Source organism: Flavobacterium sp. HBTb2-11-1 (assembly GCF_009826975.1).
In the GTDB taxonomy this organism is placed as follows: Bacteria; Bacteroidota; Bacteroidia; order Flavobacteriales; family Flavobacteriaceae; genus Flavobacterium.
The window spans coordinates 279,949-299,436 of record NZ_WUMO01000006.1 but is presented as its reverse complement, the minus strand read 5'-3'; the positions used below and the strand labels follow the sequence as shown (position 1 = coordinate 299,436).

Below are 19,488 nucleotides of genomic sequence, written 5' to 3'. Positions count from 1 at the left end.
AAGGAGTCCAATATTTAAAACTCTGATTTGCATTCTTAAAGATGCAAATCAGAGTTTTTTTTATAAAAAAAACCTAAAAGAAATTGAAAACAATCCAATTGGATTAATTTTGTGCAGTAAAAATTCGTTAACGCGAATTCTTTCAACAAAAAACATAATGCTAGAACTCAAGCAAGCATAACCAAGCAAAAAAAAAATAACATCCAAAAATAAATGAGTAATTTTAAAAAAATAGTTCCTTTTATATACCCATATAAAAAATACGCTTTCTTAAATATTTTCTTTAATGTACTGTATGCGCTATTTAGCACTTTATCTTTTGTATCATTAATTCCAATGATTCAAGTCTTATTTGACCAAACCAAAAGAAACACTATAAAACCAGTATATACAGAAATAAGCAAAATCAAGGAATACGCCCAAGACTCTTTGAGCTATTTCATAACAACAACAACAGATACATACGGAGCTGGCCATACTTTAGCCATAATGGTGGCTGTTATTATTGCCATTTTCTTATTAAAAAACTTATGTGATTATCTTGCAATGTTTTTTATCAATTTCTTACGCAACGGAATACTAAGAGATATGCGTAATGCAATGTATAAAAAAACACTTGAACTGCCTTTGGCTTTTTATTCTGAAAAAAGAAAAGGAGATGTAATTTCAAGAATATCTGGTGATGTCAATGAAGTACAAACCTCGTTTCTGGCTATTCTTGAACTTATTGTAAAAGAGCCATTAACCATAATTTTCACCATTTTTGCAATGCTATACATTAGTGTTAAACTAACTGTATTTGTTTTTGTTTTCATCCCAATTTCAGGATACTTAATTTCTTTAATTGGAAAACAGCTTAAAAAACAATCAACAAAAGCTCAGCAGGAACAAGGCACATTTTTATCTACAATTGAAGAAACAATTGGCGGTTTAAAAGTTGTAAAAGGATACAACGCTGAAAATTATTTTAATACAGTATTCCAAAATTCTACTGACCGATTTTTTAAATTATCTAACAGTATTGGAAATCGACAAAACCTTGCCTCTCCTGCGAGTGAATTCATGGGAATTTTAGTTATTACAATATTATTATGGTTTGGAGGCCAAATGGTTTTAATCGATAAAACATTAGACGCCGCATCTTTTATTGGATACATGAGCTTAGCTTACAACATTTTGACACCTGCAAAAGCAATTTCTAAAGCCTCTTATGGAGTAAAAAGAGGAAATGCTGCCGCAGAACGTGTTCTTGAAGTTCTAAATCAGGAAAATATTATTGTTTCCAAAGAAAACGCAATCGAAAAAACAACGTTTGACAACAACATCAGCGTTCAGAATATCAACTTTAAATATGAAAATGAAAATGTTTTAAAAGACTTTTCTCTTGAAATTAAAAAAGGACAAACTGTTGCACTTGTTGGACAATCTGGAAGCGGGAAAAGTACTATTGCAAACCTGCTTACTCGTTTTTATGATGTAAACGAAGGTTCTATAGCTATAGACGGAATCAACATTAAAGACATGAATCTGCATTCACTTCGCAGTTTGATGGGATTGGTAACGCAAGACAGCATTTTGTTTAATGATACGATAAAAGCCAATATTTCTTTAGGGAAATTAGACGCTACTGATGATGAAATTATCGAAGCTTTAAAAATCGCAAATGCTTACGAGTTCGTTAAAGATCTTCCAAAAGGCATTTACACCAATATCGGAGACAGCGGAAATAAACTTTCAGGAGGTCAAAAACAGCGTCTATCTATTGCTCGTGCTGTATTGAAAAATCCACCGATTATGATTTTGGACGAAGCAACATCTGCATTGGATACAGAAAGCGAAAAATTTGTTCAGGTTGCACTAGAAAACATGATGCAAAACAGAACATCGATTGTAATTGCACACCGTCTTTCTACAATTCAAAAAGCAGATGTGATAGTGGTAATGCAAAAAGGAAAAATCGTTGAGCAAGGAACACACGATGAATTAATTGCAAAAAATGGAACTTACAATAAGCTGGTAACAATGCAGTCTTTCGAATCGTAAGTTTTTCACATAAAAATAATCTAACACAGATTAAGGAAATATTAAAACTCAGTTTAATTTCTTTAATCTGTGTTTATTTTTATAACTTTAGGATAGTTAAAGATTGAAATTTAATTCTTTCAGAAAATGTATCTTAACAACCCCAACATAAAACTTCCTGACGATCCCGATACTATTGTTTGGAAATATCTGGACTTATCTAAATTTCTTGACTTACTGCTTTCGAAAAAACTATTCATGTCACGGTCGGATAAATTTGAAGACCAATACGAAGGCACTTTTAGCGAACCAACTTACGAGGAAATTAAAAAACTTGCAGTAGATAATCCTGAATTTTTAAATTACTACAAAACGCATCGCGAAAAAGTAGCGATTAGCAGTTGGCATATTAACGAATATGAATCTTTTGCCATGTGGCAGATTTTCACCAAAAACAATGAAGGTTTAGCTATTCAATCTACTATCGGCAGACTTCAAAAAGCAGTAAAGCCTGAAAACAATTTTGATCAGTATATTGGCGAAGTAAACTACATTGACTACAAAAAAGAATACATTCCGTTTGAAGATTTATTCTTCCCGTTTTTGTTTAAAAGAAAAAGTTTTCAATACGAAAGAGAAGTCCGTATCCTGAGCGACACTTCAAAAAGCGGCATCAAATTAAATGACGGATTAAAAATAAATGTCGACATCAATCAATTGATCGAAAAAATATACATTCATCCAAAATCTGAAAATTGGTACAAAAAGCTCGTAATTGAATTGGTAGAACGCTTAGGTTTTGGTTTCGAAATTGAAAAATCTGATCTGGAGAGTGATATTTTAATTTAAGATGCTAAGATACTGAGGCGCTGATTTTTTTCTCTTGCCACAGATTAAAAAGATTAAATTGATTTCTTTCTGCACCTAAATAAGAAAGGCGTAAAGAAAAATTAAATTTTTCTATACGCCTTCTATATTTTATAAAAGAATTTAAAAAATCTTTATAATCCTTTTAATCTGTGGCAAAACCTTAGAACCTTAGCACCTTTTAAATAGGCTTATAAGACTTCACTTCCCATTTTTTAGAAGCCAAATCTATATAATTGTAATGCAAAACATCATTTTTATCAAACTGGCCATTTTGGTTGGTATCTTCAATTGTTCTAAAATACAGACGGTTTTTAGACTCAATTAAACTCCAATCTACCAACTCTTGCAAATCAGCTGAAACTTTGGTGAAGTTTTCTCCGCTTATATCGCTTAAGTATAACGTTTTAATATCACTAGTATCAATTTTCCCATCTTTGTTGGTATCTGAATCTGTCAGCGTGTAAACCATAACATTATTATGCGTTTTATCGGCAACCGTTTTCAAATACGTAGCCGTTAAAATCAAAATTGGTTTATCAGATAAAGGTCGGATAGAATCTGAATCTACTTTTTGGAATTTTAAATTCTGCAGATACCCTGTAATTTCATATTCGCCTAAATTAGAAATTGTAAAGCTCACGTCATTTACGCTCGAAGTACCAAATCTTGCTTTAGATCCTCTTTCAAAAACCCTTAAATCTCCAACTGGATGTATTAAATAACTAGTTCCTTCCAGTTGAATTGGCAAATCTGCAATTTCAATTTGAGTTGTATCGGCTTTAGTAACACTTACTTTGTTTGAAGCGCCATAACTTACTTTTGGTTTCTGAACTTCCTCTCGACAGCTTATGACTGTTCCGACAAGTATTAGCGCGATATATTTAAAATACTTTTTCATCTACAATGATTATATACGATTATCAAATATACTATTTTTGATTGTATTTTTGAGTTTTATTGAATTTTACTAGTGCAAAGATATTGAGAAGAACAAGAGGAAAATATCCACAAAAGATTAATTGCCATTTTTGAGCAAAAAAAGAAATTTGAAAAGTTCGCGCTTCTTCTTCTTTTTTATTTTTTTGCTCAAAGTAAGCCTGCTGCCTCATTAATTCCCCTGTACCACAATTCATGACATGATGCTCAATGGTATCTTTAACTTTTTTATAAGTATTACTACTCCCTAAAACATAAATATCATCTTTATTTGTTATCCAAGTAGGAGCTTCTTCTTCAAACAAAATATCCAAAGTGGTAATAAATGTTTGATATTGAGATCCTGAACCAAAATGCATTCTAATCCCATTTATAGTATCTTTTTCAGTTCGTAACTTCCTAAGATAAAGCCTCATTTCTTCCAATTTCTTATTCTCCAATTGGCCTCCATCAAAATTAAATACTTTATACTTACGTAGAGTAGCAAATTTGTACTCTTCGAATTCATTACCATGGGGAATATACAATTCTATCCCATGACAAACCTTAAAAGCATCAACTTTGTAAAAATGATACAAACAAAACAACGGAATCAAAACCAAAGAAATCATTCCTGGAACGTAAAAAATCTTTTTTCTTTTTTCACGTTGTTTTATCATAACCTCGCATTTATCTTAACGTTAAAAACCCTCGAAGTCATATAAGTTGGAATCGCATATTGATTTTTTGAATATACATCACGAACCCAAGTATTTGTAATCGCATTTTGATTATTGAAAAGATTGAAAATTTCCAATCCAACAGCCAATTCTTTAAAGTTTTTCAGCCAGCCTTTTTTTGTATTCTGCGTACTAGCGTCTACAAAAACCTTTGCAAAACCAATATCCGCTCTTCTGTAATCGTTCAATCTATTTTGATATAAATACGGATCTGAATAGGCTGGCGCACCGCCTGGCAAACCGGTATTATAAACCAAATTCAAATACACTTTTATACTTGGAATATTCGGCATATAATCTTGAAACAGCATCGCAAATTTCAAACGCTGATCTGTCGGACGAGCAATATAACCTTTGTTTTCGTAATTCTCCTCCGTTTTCATATACCCAAAACTTACCCAAGATTCTGTTCCTGGCACAAATTCTCCATTTAATCTAAAATCAAGACCTTGTGCATAAGCTTTTGCATTGTTATTGGCAACATAACGAATTCGGACATTGTCAATTGAATACACATTTACATCAGAAAGCGATTTATAATACAGTTCGGTCACCCATTTAAAAGGACGATTCCACATTCTAAAATTATAATCATTTCCTAAAACTATATGAATTGCTTCTTGAGCTTTCACATTCGGATTTACGACTCCTCCTAAATCTCGCAATTCCCTATAAAACGGCGGCTGATGATACAATCCGCCCGAAATTCTAAAAACCATATCGCGATCCCAATCTGGCTTTATGGCAAATTGCGCGCGCGGACTTACTACAAATTGTGTTTTTCCTTCTTCTATAGCTCCAGAAACATTCCATCCTTGAAAACGTGCTCCCAAATGATACCAAATCTGGCTTGAACCAATTTCCGATTGTTTGTTCCATTGCGCATAACCCGAAAATCTATTTATGGTATTAAAGTTTGTTGCACGGATATTTTGGTATGGCAAAAGCGGACCTGTATAAGGCGAATATGGTTCGTTGTTTTTAGGCAGAATTACCAAAGGCGGATTGATAGAAAACCCAGCAGAATCGATTACTTCCCACTCCACTACTCGATCTCGGATAGATTCTCTGGTATATTTTATACCAAATTCCAACTGGCTTTCTTTCCAGTTTTTAATTCCTTTCAATTCAATATTGGCAATTAAGGCATCAAGATCATTCCGGGCATGGTTTAACTGAGAGCCTATTCCGCGAGTAAAATCAACTGCAGATGCATTTTCTGGATCTTCAGCGTCTACATTTCCTAAACGATATTGCGCCAAAATATCAAAATGTTCTTGTTCCGTCGTATGAAATAAAGAGCCAATTAATTTTAGAGTAAGCGTATGTGATGCTTTATAAGTCGTTTTTAAAGCTCCAAAATAAGTATCATATTGATCTTTTTCCTGCCCGTCGTAATAAACTGCGAGTGCCATTGGCTGATCTGCAGTTCCAAAATTAGTTTGACGCACTAACGGTTCATACGAATATTTATTCTGAGAAATGTTTCCTAAAAAACTCATTTGCCACTTTTCAGAAATATCATAATTCACATTGGTTTGAATATCGGCAAAAGTGGGTTTGTAATTAGTTTCTGTGTCTTGACTATTTACTAAAAGGCTATTATTTCTGTAACGGACTCCAGTTACGGCAGACCATTTTTTATTTTTAGAAACCAAATCGACCGCAGCGCTTCCTCCTAAAAAACTGGCTTCAAAAGCAGCTCCAAATTCTTTTGGCTTGCGGTATGTGATATCTAAAACAGAAGACAATTTATCTCCAAACTTGGCTTGAAATCCGCCTGCAGAAAATTCAACGTTTTGAACCAAGTCCGTATTTGTAAAACTTAAACCTTCCTGTTGTCCTGAACGGATTAAAAACGGACGATACACTTCTACTTCATTTACATAAACAAGATTTTCATCGTAATTTCCTCCACGAACCATATATTGCGAACTCAATTCGTTATTTGAATTAACGCCAGGAAGTGTTTTTAGAATATTTTCGATTCCGGCATTTGCACCTGGAATCTTTTTTATAGTTTCAGTATCAACCGACATAATCCCTTGAACGCGCTTTCTGTTTCCAGAAGAAACAAAGACTTCCCCCATTTGTTCCTCAGAATTACTCATAATCGGATTAAAAACAAAAACTTCATTTGTTTTCAAATTCACTGTCAAGCTCATCATTTTTAAAGAAACATGAGTAAAAATCAAAGAGACTTTTTTGTTTGATGGAATTACAATTTCATAAAAACCATTTGAATCAGACTGCGCAGTATTATCTTGCGAAGAAATATTTACACCCGAAACTGGATTTTTTTCTGCATCTAAAATCAGCCCTTTAATACGAGCGTTTTGAGCCAATGCGATACAGCTGATAAATAAAAAAAGAAAAACGAATGTAAACCTGTTGTAACTCAAAGATTTTGGGTTTTATTTTTGTTGACTTCTAAAAAAACGAGTTTCAAAGATAGTAGTATTTCCTACATTATCAACAACTTCAACTTTTAATACGTTTTCACCTTCTGCCAAATATTGATCATCAAAAACATGGGTAATTCTTCTGGCCTTATTTTCATATTCAAATAAAACCCAACTTCCGTTCAAATAACCGTTATAAGATTTTATTCCAGATAAGGAATCGCTTATTGTAAAATCTATTTTCTTTTGATCGCTAATCCATTTTCCTTCAATTGGTTTAGCAATTTTAACCACTGGCGGTATCGTATCCAGAACTAAACCATAAGTTCCCAATATTTTTGCCTTCGCAGTAAAAACATCACCTTTTCTGATTGTTCCATTATAGCTTGTTCCCTTTCCGATATAAAGTTTATCTCGCAAGGATTCTTGATAAGTATCGTCTTTTATCGTGATGGTAAAATTAGAATGCACTGGAACGGTATCGTCATGAATAAAAATTTTATTATTTCTGACATCAAAATCCATATTGAAATCATCATAAAAAGTTCCAGCTGGAAAGAAAACCGACATATTATCTTTTTCAAAATTAGCATCTCTATTATATTTTATAAAATACTGTCCGTTTGCTGGTCCCGCTTCTACAAGCGGTGTTGCACCATCAAACTCAATTGGGACTGTAACCGAGTTCATGTTTCCAAAATAATCCGAAACCTCAATCTTGTAATTTGTAGTTACATTAGGTTCTGCTTTTAAAATACCTCGTAAAGAATCTGTTTTGATAATACTTAAAGCAAAAGGCGTTTTCATAAAAAGTTTCTGTACGCGCTGCCCTGTTTTTTTATATCGAGCATAATCAATAAAAGCATTGATATAGCGCATCTCGTCAAACGAATAGGTATTAAATTGATAGTTATAATTTGGATCGCCATTTACGAAAGATGTAACATTAAAAACACCATTTCTATTGTGTGAAACATCATCAGTATCAATAGCATTTATCCCAAATCCGATTTTTCCATTTGCTTTAATTTTAGACGCTAAATAAGTCCCATCTTTTTGGAGCGCCATGCTTACCAGCAAAGGCTGTTTTGACTGATTGACCGTAGCATTATCTAACGGATAAACATACAAACTAGACAAAGTTGGCTTCTTGGTGTCTTTTAAATTTTGGTCAAAGCCAAAGAAAATCGGATTGATAACAAACTCCGTTTTTGTGTCTCTTATTTCAAAATGAAGATGCGGTCCTTCTGATGAACCCGTATTCCCCGAAAGCCCAATTATATCTCCTTTTTTTACGGGAAGCTCGTCTGGCTTTGGAAACATTTCAATCTCATAGGCTTTTTCTTTGTAATGCGTTTTTTTTACGTAATCTAAAATTGCCCCAGTTGGCGTTTGCAAATGTCCGTAGACAGAAGTATATCCATTTGGATGTGTAATGTAAATGCATTTTCCGTTTCCAAAAGTCGAAATTTTTATTCTCGAAACATAGCCATCTGCGATCGCATGTACAGTCAAACCTTCTCTCTGGTTGGTTTTTAAATCAAAACCCGCATGAAAGTGATTAGGTCTTAATTCTCCAAAATTGCCAGAAAGCTGCATTGGAATATCTAATGGGGGACGGAAATAATCTTTAGGATATTGTGTTTGAGCAAACACAGAATTACAAATTAAAAGGGCAAGTACATATAATCTCATAAACAACATTTTTGCTAAGATAAGCAAAAATAAGCCAATAAAAGCAAGAAAAAAGCTTCAAAAACCCAATTGATTGAATTACAATATATTTATCTAAAATAATGCAAAAAAATCGATAAAAAATTGCATTAATAAAAAGGAATATTAACTTTGTAGGATTAAGTAATGAATAGGATGTATAATGAGTGTAATTGCAGAAATAATTGATACTCTTGAATATAAAGTTGAAAAGCTTTTTGAGAAATCAAAAGTTTTGGAACAAAACAATCAAGTATTACGATTAGAATTAGCCAAAGCTGCGCAAATTATCCAGAAACAATCTGAGGAAATGGAAGCTTTGAAAAAGCAAAATGAAACACTTAAGATAGCCAATTCGTTGCTCGGCAGCGACAATAACAAGAGAGAGACAAAGCTTAAAATAAATTCATTAATTCGCGAAATCGATTACTGCATAGCGCAACTATCAGATTAATAACATGGACGGAAAGCTTAGAATTAAAATATCAATTGCCGACCGCGTTTACCCACTTACGGTTGAACCCACTCAGGAAGAAGGACTTAGAAGTGCTTCTAAAAAAATTGATGCCATGATTAAGCAGTTCGAAGAAAATTACGCGGTTCGTGACAAACAAGATGTTCTAGCTATGTGTGCATTGCAATTTGCATCACAGGTAGAACAAAAACAGATTGATAATGCAATCGATGGAGAAGAGACTATCGAAAGAATTAAAAGATTAAATACGCTTTTAGATCAATATCTCGAAAATTAAACGTTCTTTACAGAAACTAAGATACTGCCTACATTAGTTCACATTTGGTAAACTCAACACTAACAATTTAGAATGAGCAAATCGTCGCTACTATAGTATGCCCTCCTTTTGGCTGGGAAACTTGAACAGTGAGTTAGCTCAAAACTTGTCTTTACGAGTTTATACAAGCAATTAATGTAGGCTTTTTTTATATATAAACCCTAACAAACATGGACATCATAACGATCATTATTGGTATTGTAGGTATTGCGGCAGGATTTGCAATAGCTAAAATTATCGAGAAAAGTAATATTTCAAACCTAATTAAAAACGCTAAAAAAGAAGCTGCTTCTATCTTAAAAGACGCTAATTTAGAAGCAGAAAATATCAAAAAAGATAAAATTCTTCAGGCAAAAGAGCGTTTTATCGAACTTAAATCAGAACACGAACAAGTTATTTTAGCACGCGATAAAAAAGTTGCTGAAGTAGAAAAACGCGTTCGCGATAAAGAATCTCAAGTTTCTAATGAACTTTCTAAAGCTAAAAAAATAAACGAAGATTTTGAAGCTAAAACAGCTGAATACAACAATAAAATCGAGCTTCTAGACAAAAAACAAGCTGAAGTTGACAAACTTCACAAAAGCCAGCTACAGCAGCTAGAGGTAATTTCTGGCCTTTCTGCTGAAGAAGCTAAAGAACAATTGGTAGAAGGCTTAAAAGCTGAAGCTAAAACCAAAGCAATGTCTCATATTCAAGAAACGATTGAAGAGGCAAAATTGACTGCACAGCAAGAAGCTAAAAAAATCATCATTAATACTATTCAAAGAGTTGGAACGGAAGAAGCAGTTGAAAACTGTGTATCTGTTTTCAATATTGAATCTGATGATGTTAAAGGTAGAATTATTGGACGTGAAGGACGTAACATTAGAGCGCTTGAAGCTGCAACTGGAGTGGAAATCATTGTTGACGATACGCCAGAAGCAATTATCCTTTCTTGTTTTGATCCTGTTCGTAGAGAAATTGCTCGTTTATCTTTACACAAATTAGTAACTGACGGACGTATTCACCCAGCAAGAATTGAAGAAGTTGTGGCTAAAACTGCCAAACAAATCGATGACGAAATTATCGAAGTTGGAAAACGTACTGTAATCGACTTAGGAATTCACGGTTTACACCCAGAATTAATTAAAGTTGTGGGTAGAATGAAATATCGTTCTTCTTACGGACAAAACTTATTACAGCACTCAAGAGAAGTTTCTAAACTTTGCGGTATCATGGCGGCAGAATTAGGACTGAACGTAAAACTCGCAAAAAGAGCTGGTTTATTACACGATATTGGAAAAGTGCCAGATACAGAAAGCGATTTGCCACACGCACTTTTAGGTATGCAATGGGCTGAGAAATATGGTGAAAAAGAAGAAGTATGCAATGCGATTGGAGCTCACCACGACGAGATTGAAATGAAGTCTTTATTATCTCCAATTATTCAGGTTTGTGATGCTATTTCTGGAGCTAGACCAGGCGCTAGACGTCAGGTTCTTGACTCTTACATCCAGCGACTAAAAGATCTTGAAGACGTGGCATACGGATTCAGTGGAGTTAAAAATGCTTATGCGATCCAAGCTGGTAGAGAGCTTCGTGTAATTGTAGAAAGCGAAAAAGTTTCTGATGATAACGCAGCAAATCTATCTTTCGAAATTTCACAAAAAATCCAAACAGAGATGACTTATCCTGGACAGGTAAAAGTTACAGTTATTAGAGAAACTAGAGCTGTAAACATTGCTAAATAATCTTGGAAAAAATAATAGAAAAAATAAAGGCTGTCAATTGACAGCCTTTATTTTTATTTAGCTCTTTGCAAGCTTACATATCATTAAAAATGATTTTAAAACTTGTCCCTACTCCCACTTCACTTTCTACTTCAACAGTTCCTTTCATTGCTTCAATTTGATTTCTTGTAATGTATAATCCAATACCTCGCGCTTCTTCATGTTTATGAAAGGTTTTATACATACCAAACAGCAAATCGCCATAGACTTTCAAATCGATTCCGAGACCATTATCTGTTATTTTAAGGGATTTAAAACCTTCAGGCTCAATAGCAAAATCAAAAGTAATTACAGGATCACGATCTGGATGCGCATATTTAATTGCGTTTGTCGTAAAATTCAGCAAAACGCTTTCCATGTAAGCCGGATTAAAATTAACCGTCAAATACTTCGGTACGTTATTGATGATCGTAACTTTTCGTTCTTTATGATACCCTTTAATCGTTGAAATAGTTTTCTCGATATATTCGCAAAGTTTTAGCGGCACTACCGCAATATTAATATTACTCTGCGTTTTTACAATTTGGGTGAGATTCGAAATAGTTTCATTCAGATCGTTAGAAACAGTGCGTAAATATTCCAGCATTTCTGTCACGGTCTGTTTACTGACATCTGCATCAATAAGATCTAAAATCGATTTTATATTTCCAGCCTGAGTATTTAGGTTATGAGAAACAATATGTGAGAAGTTCAATAAACGGCTATTTTGATCGCTATACAACTTCATTGTTTTCATAAGCTCCAGCTCTTTTTCTTTCTGAGCCGAAACATCGGTATGCGTCCCAATTACGCGCAAAGGTTTTCCGTTTTCATCGCGTTTAATTACTTTGCCGCGGTCTAAAATCCATTTGTAATTACCGCTGGAAGTCATTACACGATGATAATTTTCATAAAACGGAATCTTATTGTCAAAATGTTCATGAATATCCGAATAATATTTTGGAAGATCATCTGGATGCACAATTTTATCCCATCGTTCAGGATCATCAAAAATATCAGTCGATTCTAATTCTAAAATTTTAAGAGACAAAGAAGAGTAAAAAACCCTGTTAGTAACCATATCCCAATCCCAAATTCCGGCAGTAGAAGCATCTAAAGCAAATTGAAAACGTTCTTCTGAAATCCTAAGCTTTTCTTCTTTATCTTTCAAGTCGGTAATATCCGAAACATGGCCATAAAAAATCACATTTCCGTTTGTCGCAGATTCTGTTTTTGCCACAATTTTAAACCAGCGAATTCCTTTTTTAGGAAGAGTAGCTCTAAATTCTATTTCCCAAGGTTTTATTTCTTTTCTGGCTTTGATTAAAGACTGAAAAAAAAGTTCACGATCCTGAGGTAAGATTCGATCGTAAACTATAAACTTTATATCATTATTAAAATCAATCGCAGAAAGTTCAAATATTTCATCTGCCGATTTGCTCACAAGCGGGAATGAGTAATTATTATCAGTATCAATAACAAACTGAAAAAGCAGGTCGGGCATTTCGGCCAACAATTTTTTATAAAAATTATTTACCTCTAAGCAATCTTCGTTTCCATATAAATCAAAAACCATATGTTACTCTTTTATGTAAATAAGATATTCAAACTTATTCAGAAAAGCAAAAAACGAAACTCACCTGTCAATGCTTTTACTTTAATTAAAATAATATTTTAACACAATATATGAATTTTCCCAACAAAAACACAGACTATTATAAAAATAATTATTTTCTAGGATGAAAGCTATGCATCACTTCCTTTAAAAAACTGCGATCCAAATGCACATAGATTTCAGTTGTTGTAATAGATTCGTGCCCCAGCATTAATTGAATTGATCTCAAGTCAGCGCCGTTTTCAAGCAAATGAGTCGCAAAAGAATGCCTCAGGGTATGCGGACTAATACTTTTTTTAAGCCCCATTTTCTGAGCAAGATCTTTGATAATAGTAAACACCATGGCACGCGTTAACTGATTTCCACGTCTATTTAAAAATAAAGTATCTTCGGCACCTTTTTTTATATTGAGATTTGAACGAACTGCATTTTTGTAAATGTCTATATATTTCTGAGTTAAGGATCCAATTGGAACAAATCTTTCCTTATTTCCTTTACCAGTAATTTTAATAAAACCTTCATCAAAAAAAAGATCCGAAATTTTAAGTGTAATCAATTCAGAAACACGTAACCCGCAACCGTACAAAGTTTCGAGCATAGCTCTGTTTCTCTCGCCTTCATTTGTACTTAAATCAATTGTTTCGATCAATGCATCAATTTCCTGAAGCGATAAAGTATCAGGCAATTTACGGCCTGTTTTAGGCGCTTCAATTAATTCTAAAGGATTGTCGTTTCGATAATCTTCAAAAACCAGATAATTAAAAAAACTTTTAAGGCCGGAAATAATTCTTGCCTGCGATCTTGGATTCACCTCCTTAGCTACTGAATAAATAAACTGCTGTAAAGTTTCATCGGAAATTTTTTTTGGTGAAACATCAATTTGATTGCTTTCCAAAAAAAGACACAAACGTTCAATGTCAAAACCATAATTTTCGATCGTATTTTTAGACAAACCTCTCTCTATCCTCAAATACGACTGATAATCTTTTATATATCTGCTCCAATTCATACTCACAAAGTAAGTGATTTTTTGGCATAAAAAAACCTTCCTCAAAAAGGAAGGTTCTTAAAATATTTTAATTTCTTTAATTAAATTTATAAGCTGCAGAAATCTGGAAATTACCATTTTTTGCACTGTCATACAAATCTCCTGAGTCATCAATATTATCATCCCAAATAGGAGATAATCCCACAGTATAACGAAGACCGACTGAAAAATTATCAGTAAAACTATAACCTGCTCCAAAGTTAAAACCAAAATCTACTGATTTCGCATCACCATCAAAATCAGAATTATCCCATTTTTCTGACAACAAAAAACCAAGTTGCGGACCAGCTTCTACGCTAAATTTTTTGTCAACGATATAATATTTTGCCAGAACAGGAATATTTAAATAGTTTAATTTTATATCTAAATCATTTCCAAAACCATTATCAAATTTCGCTCCTTGTGTGGAAAACAAAAGCTCTGGTTGAATATAAAACTTTTCTACTAAGTGGATTTCAGCTAAACCACCAATGTGAAATCCTACTAATGCATTAGCATCTCTCACATCGCCACCAACGATACTTGAAATATTAAGACCTCCTTTTACTCCAAATCTTGTTTCCTGAGCATTTGTGAATGCAAAAGCCATAATAGCAATGGCAGATAAGATAATTTTTTTCATTCTAATTTGTTTTGGGTTAAATTAATCGAGTCAAATATAAAAATATTCTTCATAATTCTACATTAGGAATTTAACAAATAAAATAGTAACTATTACGCTAATTGTTAATTTTAGATTAACTCAAGTTAAAATTAGAATTCTCCAACAACAAAAAAGCCTTCCCTAAAATGAGAAGGCCTTTTAAAATTAACTAACTGTTTCTTTAACTTAGAATTTATAAACAACTCCGAAGCTTACATCTCTTAAGTCTGTTCCAAAACCAAACTTATTAGTTTTGTCAGCTCCATGTCCTCCATTGTTGTTTACGCTGTATCCTAAACCAAGCCAAGTTGCTTCGATTGCAAAATGGTTAGATAAGAAATAACTTAAACCTAAACCAAGGTTAGCTCCAATTTCATTCGATTTAAAATCTCCTGGCTTATGTTTGTAATTTGTAAAATCTAGACCTGCTTGTCCGTAGATTGAAAATTGTGAAGCAGGTGTAAAATAGTATCTACCAAAAGCCCCAGCAGTAAATGAATTTGTTTTATCATCCCCTACTTTATCTGAACCAAATCCTAATTTTGCTCCGATTGCAATATTTTCAGTGACAAAGTACCCAACCTTTGGCTCAATTGTAAAACCGCTGCTTTTTGCATCTCCCGTTTTCTCAGAATTTACATTCAAAGCTCCAGAAATAAATGTATCTCCTTTTGCAAATCCTCCCGTTTGTGCATTAGCAAATGTAAAGCCTAATACTGCAATAGCAGCCAAAACAATTTTTTTCATAATTTTTAAAATATTATTTGATTAATATTCGACAAAACTAAGATTAGACTTACAAAACACACTCCGCAATAAGTTTAAAAAGTATTAAAATAAGACAAAAATAAAATCAATATGTACTAATTGAAAATCAAAGAATTGAGTGCAGAAAAGGTGATTTTTAGATAAGAAAAAGCAATTTGAATGGGAATTTTAGTAATTATTTAATCCAAATTATAAGGCAATAAAATGCTAAATATGTAGTTTTGATCTATAAATAACATTTTAAAACACCAATTTTTAAAAACCTTTTTATGAAGAAAATACTTTTAGCAGCTGTCATGTTCATTGCAACATCAGCGGCAGTAAACGCACAATTACTAAAGCTCGGGGTAAAAGCAGGGGTTAACTTTGCTAGCCAAACTGGAGACTTTCCAGACCAAATTAATAAAGATGGAATTACTAGTTACCATGCAGGTTTGGTAGCTGAAGTAAAATTATTAGACAAATTCTCTATTCAGCCAGAGCTTTTATACTCTACTGTTGGTGCATCTTATAAATTTAGTGATGTAAGTGAAGATATCAAAAATGAACTAGGATATATCTCTATACCAGTAATGGCTAAATTCTATTTAAATAATACTTTCAGCTTAGAAGTTGGCCCACAGGCTTCTTTCTTAGTAAGTGAAAGAAATGATTTTGACGTTAAGAATGGTGAAACTTTTGAATTTGGTCTTAACGCAGGGTTAGGAGTTAAACTTACTGAAAATATCTTTTTACAAGGTCGTTATGGCTTAGGTTTAACAGAAGCATCTAAAAATGCAGATATTAAAAACTCAGTATTCCAGATTTCAGCTGGGTTCATGTTCTAAAAGAATATCACATACTTTTATAAAAACCGCTCTAATTATTAGTGCGGTTTTTTTATTTTTACACTTATGTGTGAAATGTTTATTGTGAAAAGTAAAATGCATCACATCAACCTAATTAAAACAAAATTACTTTATGAAAATCTGCATTATCAACGGACCGAATTTGAATCTTTTAGGAAAACGCGAACCAGAAGTTTATGGAAGCCAGACTTTTGAAGATTATTTTGAAACGTTGAAACAAAAATTCCCAAACATCGAACTTTCATATTACCAAAGCAATATTGAAGGCGAATTGATTGGCAAAATTCAAGAAGTTGGTTTTTCATTTGATGGCATTATTCTAAATGCTGGAGCTTACACACACACTTCTATCGGTTTGGGCGATGCTATGAAAGCCGTTACCACACCAGTAATTGAGGTTCATATTTCAAATACATATGCGCGCGAAAGCTTTAGACATCAATCGTATTTATCTGGAAATGCAAAAGGTGTTATTTTAGGCTTCGGACTAAAAAGTTACGAATTGGCTATTCAATCCTTTTTATAGCACAATATCATTCTGAGCGAAAATTTCGACTTCTCTCAGGATGATATATTCTCATTCAATTTAACAAATTATTAATAAGCTCAGATTTAACTTATTATATTTTTGTAAGATATACCACATTTGCATGAGAAACTATACTTTATTTGCCTTTCTATTTTTTTCACTTTCCAATTTTGCTCAAATAAGAGGAACTGTAACTGATGACAAAGGAAATCCGTTGCCTTTTGTATCGGTTTTTGAAGAAAACACCTATGCTGGAACCACTACAAATGAACAGGGAAAATATCAGCTGAATGTAAAAAAAATTGGCGGAAACATCATTACCTTCCAATATTTAGGTTATAAAACTAAAAAAGTAACTATTCTTGCCGCAACAAGAATGGTCAATGTAGATGTTAGCCTTCAAGAAGAAAGCTTTGCTTTAAACGAAGTAATCATTGATCCTAAAAACAATCCTGCAAACGCAATTATAAAAAGCGCCATAGCAAATAAAAAAGAAAACTCAGATAAAACAGGAAGATATACAGCCGATTTTTATTCGAAAGGAATGTTTAAAGTTAAAGATCTTCCTAAAAAAATTCTAGGCAAAAAAGTAGAATTGGGCGATGACATGGCTTCGAATCTCGATTCTACTGGAACGGGAATTTTGTATTTATCTGAAACCATTTCGAAAGTGACTTTTGAAAAACCAGATAAACTAAAAGAAAAAATTATTGCTTCAAAAATTTCAGGAAACAATCGCGGATATAGCTATAACACAGCCGCCTTATCGACTTATGATTTTTACGACAACACTTTAGATTTTGATGTAAAACTCATCTCTCCTATTGCCGACAATGCTTTCAACTATTACAAATACAAGCTGGAAAGCACTTTTTATGACGACAATAACCAGCAAATTAATAAAATCAAAGTTATTCCAAAACGAGATAAAGAACCAGTTTTTGAAGGTTACATTTATATTGTAGATGACAGTTTTGCGATTTATGCCATTGATCTCGACATCAAAGGGTATCGAATGAAAAATGAATTTACAGAAATCATGACCTTAAAACAGAGTTTTAGCTACAATACTAAAAATAAAATCTGGTCTAAGAATGCTCAGACTCTTTCTTTTAATGCGGGTATTTTTGGTGTGAAATTTTCTGGAAACTTCAATTACGTCTATTCAAATTATGAATTTCCTGATTCTTTTGACAAGAAAACATTTGGAAACGAAATCGTGGCGTTTGAGCTTAATGCCAACAAAAAAGATAATGATTTCTGGAATGAAATTCGCCCAATACCGCTAACTCTTGAAGAAAGTTCAGATTATGCCAAGAAAGACAGTCTGCAGACCATTAGAAAATCAAAAAAATATACCGATTCTATTGATGCCAGAAACAACAAATTTAAGGTTTGGGATATTTTAATGGGCTATGACTACAAAAACACATTCAAAAAATATTCTTTTGATTATAAAGGCTTACTGAATATAGCTTCTTTGAGTTTCAATACTGTTCAGGGTTTTAATCTGGATTCTGGCTTTTCTTTTACAAAATGGGATGAAGAAAAAGGAACAAACACTTCAATAAGCACGACTTTCAATTATGGCTTTTCTGACGAACGTTTTCGTGCTATAGGTCAATTTAGCCATCGTTTCAATACTATAAATTATGCCACAATATGGGGTTCTGGAGGTGTAAAAACCGCTCAGTTCAATAGTGCTGAGCCCATCAGTAAGTTTATCAATTCTATCAGCTCTTTGTTTTTTAAAGACAATTATATGAAGCTGTACAACTTGGAATTTGTTGAAATCAATTACGGACAAGATATTGCAAATGGGATAAATCTTACTGGAAAAATAGGTTACGAACAGCGTAAACCGCTTTTCAACACTACTGATTATTCTTTCTTTAAAAAAGATGATATTTATTCTTCAAATAACCCTTTAGCGCCAAACGATTTTACCACTCCTGCATTCGATCAGCATCATTTGTTTAAATCTCTAGTGACAACGAGAATCAACTTTGGCAATAAATACATATCAAGACCTGACGGAAGATTTAATTTTAAAAACGATAAATATCCTACAGTTTATCTGGCTTTTGAAAAAGCATTCGCGGCAAGCGAAAAAAAGTACGAATATGAACGAATTGGAGCTTCTGTACAATATGATTTATCGCTTGGAAACAAAGGCCTTTTAGGAACCAATTTTAGAGCTGGCAAATTCTTTAATGCCGAGAATATTTCGTTTATCGATTATAGACATTTTAATGGAAACCAGACTCATATCGGAACAAGTGATCGCTATTTGAATGTCTTTAACATGATGCCATATTATGCGAACAGCACAAACGATAGTTATTTTGAAATGCACACTGAATATAATGACACTGGCTTCATCATGAATAAAATTCCGTTGTTAAATCTTTTAAAGTCAACAATGAATATTGGTTTTCATGCTTTAGCTATTCCCGACCGAAAACCATACTCTGAATTTACTGTTGGTTTAGACAATCTAGGTTTTGGAAAATTCAAATTATTCCGAATCGATTATGTGCATTCTTACCAAGGCGGAATCCAACAAAACGGTGTTGTGTTTGGATTGAAGATTTTGAATGTGTTGGATTAAGGTGCAGAGGAACAAAGGCTCAAAGGGACAAAGTTATCTTACGATCTTATAAAAAATCCGCTTAAATCTTTATGTCTGGTTTCACGCAGATTTTACAGATTTATGCGGATTTTTTTATTTTGATTCTCTTTACGTGGGCTTCGACTTCGCTCAGCCTGACAAAAAAATATTGATTCTAATAAAAAAACCTTTGTCCCTTTGTCCCTTTGAGCCTTTACAACTTAA

At 33.1% G+C, this 19,488-nt stretch carries 16 protein-coding genes; 8 read left to right on the top strand and 8 right to left on the bottom strand.

The window, feature by feature from the left end; translation table 11 throughout:
• Nucleotides 1-213 precede the first annotated feature (213 nt).
• Together GR162_RS15420 and GR162_RS15415 are read left to right on the top strand one after the other, a co-directional pair.
• Nucleotides 214-2,043 (top strand): ABC transporter ATP-binding protein, encoded by a 1,830-nt coding sequence (locus tag GR162_RS15420; protein WP_160782878.1) that lies wholly within the window; start codon nucleotides 214-216, stop codon nucleotides 2,041-2,043.
• A gap of 126 nt (nucleotides 2,044-2,169) precedes the next feature.
• Nucleotides 2,170-2,871, top strand: a complete 702-nt coding sequence (locus GR162_RS15415; RefSeq protein WP_160782877.1) for a DUF2971 domain-containing protein — start codon at nucleotides 2,170-2,172, stop codon at nucleotides 2,869-2,871.
• Nucleotides 2,872-3,070: 199 nt separating this feature from the next.
• Here the strand turns inward: GR162_RS15415 and GR162_RS15410 are convergent, their stop codons facing one another.
• From GR162_RS15410 to GR162_RS15395, 4 genes are read right to left on the bottom strand one after another with little or no spacing between them, the layout of a single operon-like run.
• Nucleotides 3,071-3,790 carry a hypothetical protein gene (locus tag GR162_RS15410; RefSeq protein WP_160782876.1) on the bottom strand — a complete coding sequence of 240 codons (720 nt, stop codon included), beginning with the start codon at nucleotides 3,788-3,790 and terminating at the stop codon, nucleotides 3,071-3,073.
• A gap of 31 nt (nucleotides 3,791-3,821) precedes the next feature.
• Nucleotides 3,822-4,487, bottom strand: a complete 666-nt coding sequence (locus GR162_RS15405; protein WP_160782875.1) for a hypothetical protein — start codon at nucleotides 4,485-4,487, stop codon at nucleotides 3,822-3,824.
• Nucleotides 4,484-6,949, bottom strand: a complete 2,466-nt coding sequence (locus tag GR162_RS15400; protein ID WP_160782874.1) for a carboxypeptidase-like regulatory domain-containing protein — start codon at nucleotides 6,947-6,949, stop codon at nucleotides 4,484-4,486. Before GR162_RS15400 ends, GR162_RS15405 begins: the two co-directional genes overlap by 4 nt.
• A gap of 12 nt (nucleotides 6,950-6,961) precedes the next feature.
• The gene (locus GR162_RS15395; protein ID WP_160782873.1) at nucleotides 6,962-8,644 is read right to left on the bottom strand and encodes a M23 family metallopeptidase; all 1,683 of its coding nucleotides are present in this window, start codon (nucleotides 8,642-8,644) and stop codon (nucleotides 6,962-6,964) included.
• Between the two features lie 181 nt (nucleotides 8,645-8,825).
• On the opposite strand from GR162_RS15395, the gene GR162_RS15390 reads away from it, so the two are divergent.
• The 3 genes from GR162_RS15390 (at nucleotide 8,826) to rny (ending at nucleotide 11,183) form a co-directional block, all read left to right on the top strand.
• On the top strand, nucleotides 8,826-9,116 hold the full coding sequence (locus GR162_RS15390) for a hypothetical protein (RefSeq protein WP_160782872.1): 291 nt from the start codon (nucleotides 8,826-8,828) through the stop codon (nucleotides 9,114-9,116).
• Between the two features lie 4 nt (nucleotides 9,117-9,120).
• A complete protein-coding gene (locus GR162_RS15385; protein WP_160782871.1) occupies nucleotides 9,121-9,414 on the top strand; it encodes a cell division protein ZapA in 294 nt (97 codons plus the stop codon).
• A gap of 209 nt (nucleotides 9,415-9,623) precedes the next feature.
• On the top strand, nucleotides 9,624-11,183 hold the full coding sequence (gene rny, locus GR162_RS15380) for a ribonuclease Y (RefSeq protein WP_008464800.1): 1,560 nt from the start codon (nucleotides 9,624-9,626) through the stop codon (nucleotides 11,181-11,183).
• 73 nt (nucleotides 11,184-11,256) lie between these two features.
• On the opposite strand, the gene GR162_RS15375 is transcribed toward rny, so the two are convergent.
• From GR162_RS15375 to GR162_RS15360, 4 genes are all read right to left on the bottom strand, one after another.
• Nucleotides 11,257-12,777, bottom strand: coding sequence for a PAS domain-containing protein (locus GR162_RS15375; protein ID WP_160782870.1), 1,521 nt, complete (start codon nucleotides 12,775-12,777; stop codon nucleotides 11,257-11,259).
• Nucleotides 12,778-12,928: 151 nt separating this feature from the next.
• Nucleotides 12,929-13,825 (bottom strand): site-specific tyrosine recombinase XerD, encoded by an 897-nt coding sequence (gene xerD, locus GR162_RS15370; RefSeq protein WP_160782869.1) that lies wholly within the window; start codon nucleotides 13,823-13,825, stop codon nucleotides 12,929-12,931.
• Between the two features lie 76 nt (nucleotides 13,826-13,901).
• Nucleotides 13,902-14,486, bottom strand: a complete 585-nt coding sequence (locus GR162_RS15365; protein ID WP_160782868.1) for a porin family protein — start codon at nucleotides 14,484-14,486, stop codon at nucleotides 13,902-13,904.
• A gap of 207 nt (nucleotides 14,487-14,693) precedes the next feature.
• The gene (locus GR162_RS15360; RefSeq protein ID WP_160782867.1) at nucleotides 14,694-15,254 is read right to left on the bottom strand and encodes an outer membrane beta-barrel protein; all 561 of its coding nucleotides are present in this window, start codon (nucleotides 15,252-15,254) and stop codon (nucleotides 14,694-14,696) included.
• A gap of 290 nt (nucleotides 15,255-15,544) precedes the next feature.
• On the opposite strand from GR162_RS15360, the gene GR162_RS15355 reads away from it, so the two are divergent.
• The 3 genes from GR162_RS15355 to GR162_RS15345 all read left to right on the top strand — a co-directional run bounded on the left by GR162_RS15355 (nucleotide 15,545) and on the right by GR162_RS15345 (nucleotide 19,263).
• Nucleotides 15,545-16,102 carry a porin family protein gene (locus tag GR162_RS15355; RefSeq protein ID WP_160782866.1) on the top strand — a complete coding sequence of 186 codons (558 nt, stop codon included), beginning with the start codon at nucleotides 15,545-15,547 and terminating at the stop codon, nucleotides 16,100-16,102.
• Nucleotides 16,103-16,235: 133 nt separating this feature from the next.
• The gene (gene aroQ, locus GR162_RS15350) at nucleotides 16,236-16,649 is read left to right on the top strand and encodes a type II 3-dehydroquinate dehydratase (RefSeq protein ID WP_066035150.1); all 414 of its coding nucleotides are present in this window, start codon (nucleotides 16,236-16,238) and stop codon (nucleotides 16,647-16,649) included.
• Between the two features lie 124 nt (nucleotides 16,650-16,773).
• Complete coding sequence (locus GR162_RS15345) at nucleotides 16,774-19,263, top strand: DUF5686 and carboxypeptidase regulatory-like domain-containing protein (protein WP_160782865.1); 2,490 nt, start codon at nucleotides 16,774-16,776, stop codon at nucleotides 19,261-19,263.
• Nucleotides 19,264-19,488 lie beyond the last annotated feature (225 nt).

Coding starts and splice junctions, on each gene's coding strand:
- GR162_RS15420 (WP_160782878.1), top strand. CDS start 214: ATGAGTAATTTTAAAAAAATAGTTCCTTTTATATACCCATATAAAAAA.
- GR162_RS15415 (WP_160782877.1), top strand. CDS start 2,170: ATGTATCTTAACAACCCCAACATAAAACTTCCTGACGATCCCGATACT.
- GR162_RS15410 (WP_160782876.1), bottom strand. CDS start 3,790: ATGAAAAAGTATTTTAAATATATCGCGCTAATACTTGTCGGAACAGTC.
- GR162_RS15405 (WP_160782875.1), bottom strand. CDS start 4,487: ATGATAAAACAACGTGAAAAAAGAAAAAAGATTTTTTACGTTCCAGGA.
- GR162_RS15395 (WP_160782873.1), bottom strand. CDS start 8,644: ATGAGATTATATGTACTTGCCCTTTTAATTTGTAATTCTGTGTTTGCT.
- GR162_RS15390 (WP_160782872.1), top strand. CDS start 8,826: ATGAGTGTAATTGCAGAAATAATTGATACTCTTGAATATAAAGTTGAA.
- GR162_RS15385 (WP_160782871.1), top strand. CDS start 9,121: ATGGACGGAAAGCTTAGAATTAAAATATCAATTGCCGACCGCGTTTAC.
- rny (WP_008464800.1), top strand. CDS start 9,624: ATGGACATCATAACGATCATTATTGGTATTGTAGGTATTGCGGCAGGA.
- GR162_RS15375 (WP_160782870.1), bottom strand. CDS start 12,777: ATGGTTTTTGATTTATATGGAAACGAAGATTGCTTAGAGGTAAATAAT.
- xerD (WP_160782869.1), bottom strand. CDS start 13,825: ATGAATTGGAGCAGATATATAAAAGATTATCAGTCGTATTTGAGGATA.
- GR162_RS15365 (WP_160782868.1), bottom strand. CDS start 14,486: ATGAAAAAAATTATCTTATCTGCCATTGCTATTATGGCTTTTGCATTC.
- GR162_RS15360 (WP_160782867.1), bottom strand. CDS start 15,254: ATGAAAAAAATTGTTTTGGCTGCTATTGCAGTATTAGGCTTTACATTT.
- GR162_RS15355 (WP_160782866.1), top strand. CDS start 15,545: ATGAAGAAAATACTTTTAGCAGCTGTCATGTTCATTGCAACATCAGCG.
- aroQ (WP_066035150.1), top strand. CDS start 16,236: ATGAAAATCTGCATTATCAACGGACCGAATTTGAATCTTTTAGGAAAA.
- GR162_RS15345 (WP_160782865.1), top strand. CDS start 16,774: ATGAGAAACTATACTTTATTTGCCTTTCTATTTTTTTCACTTTCCAAT.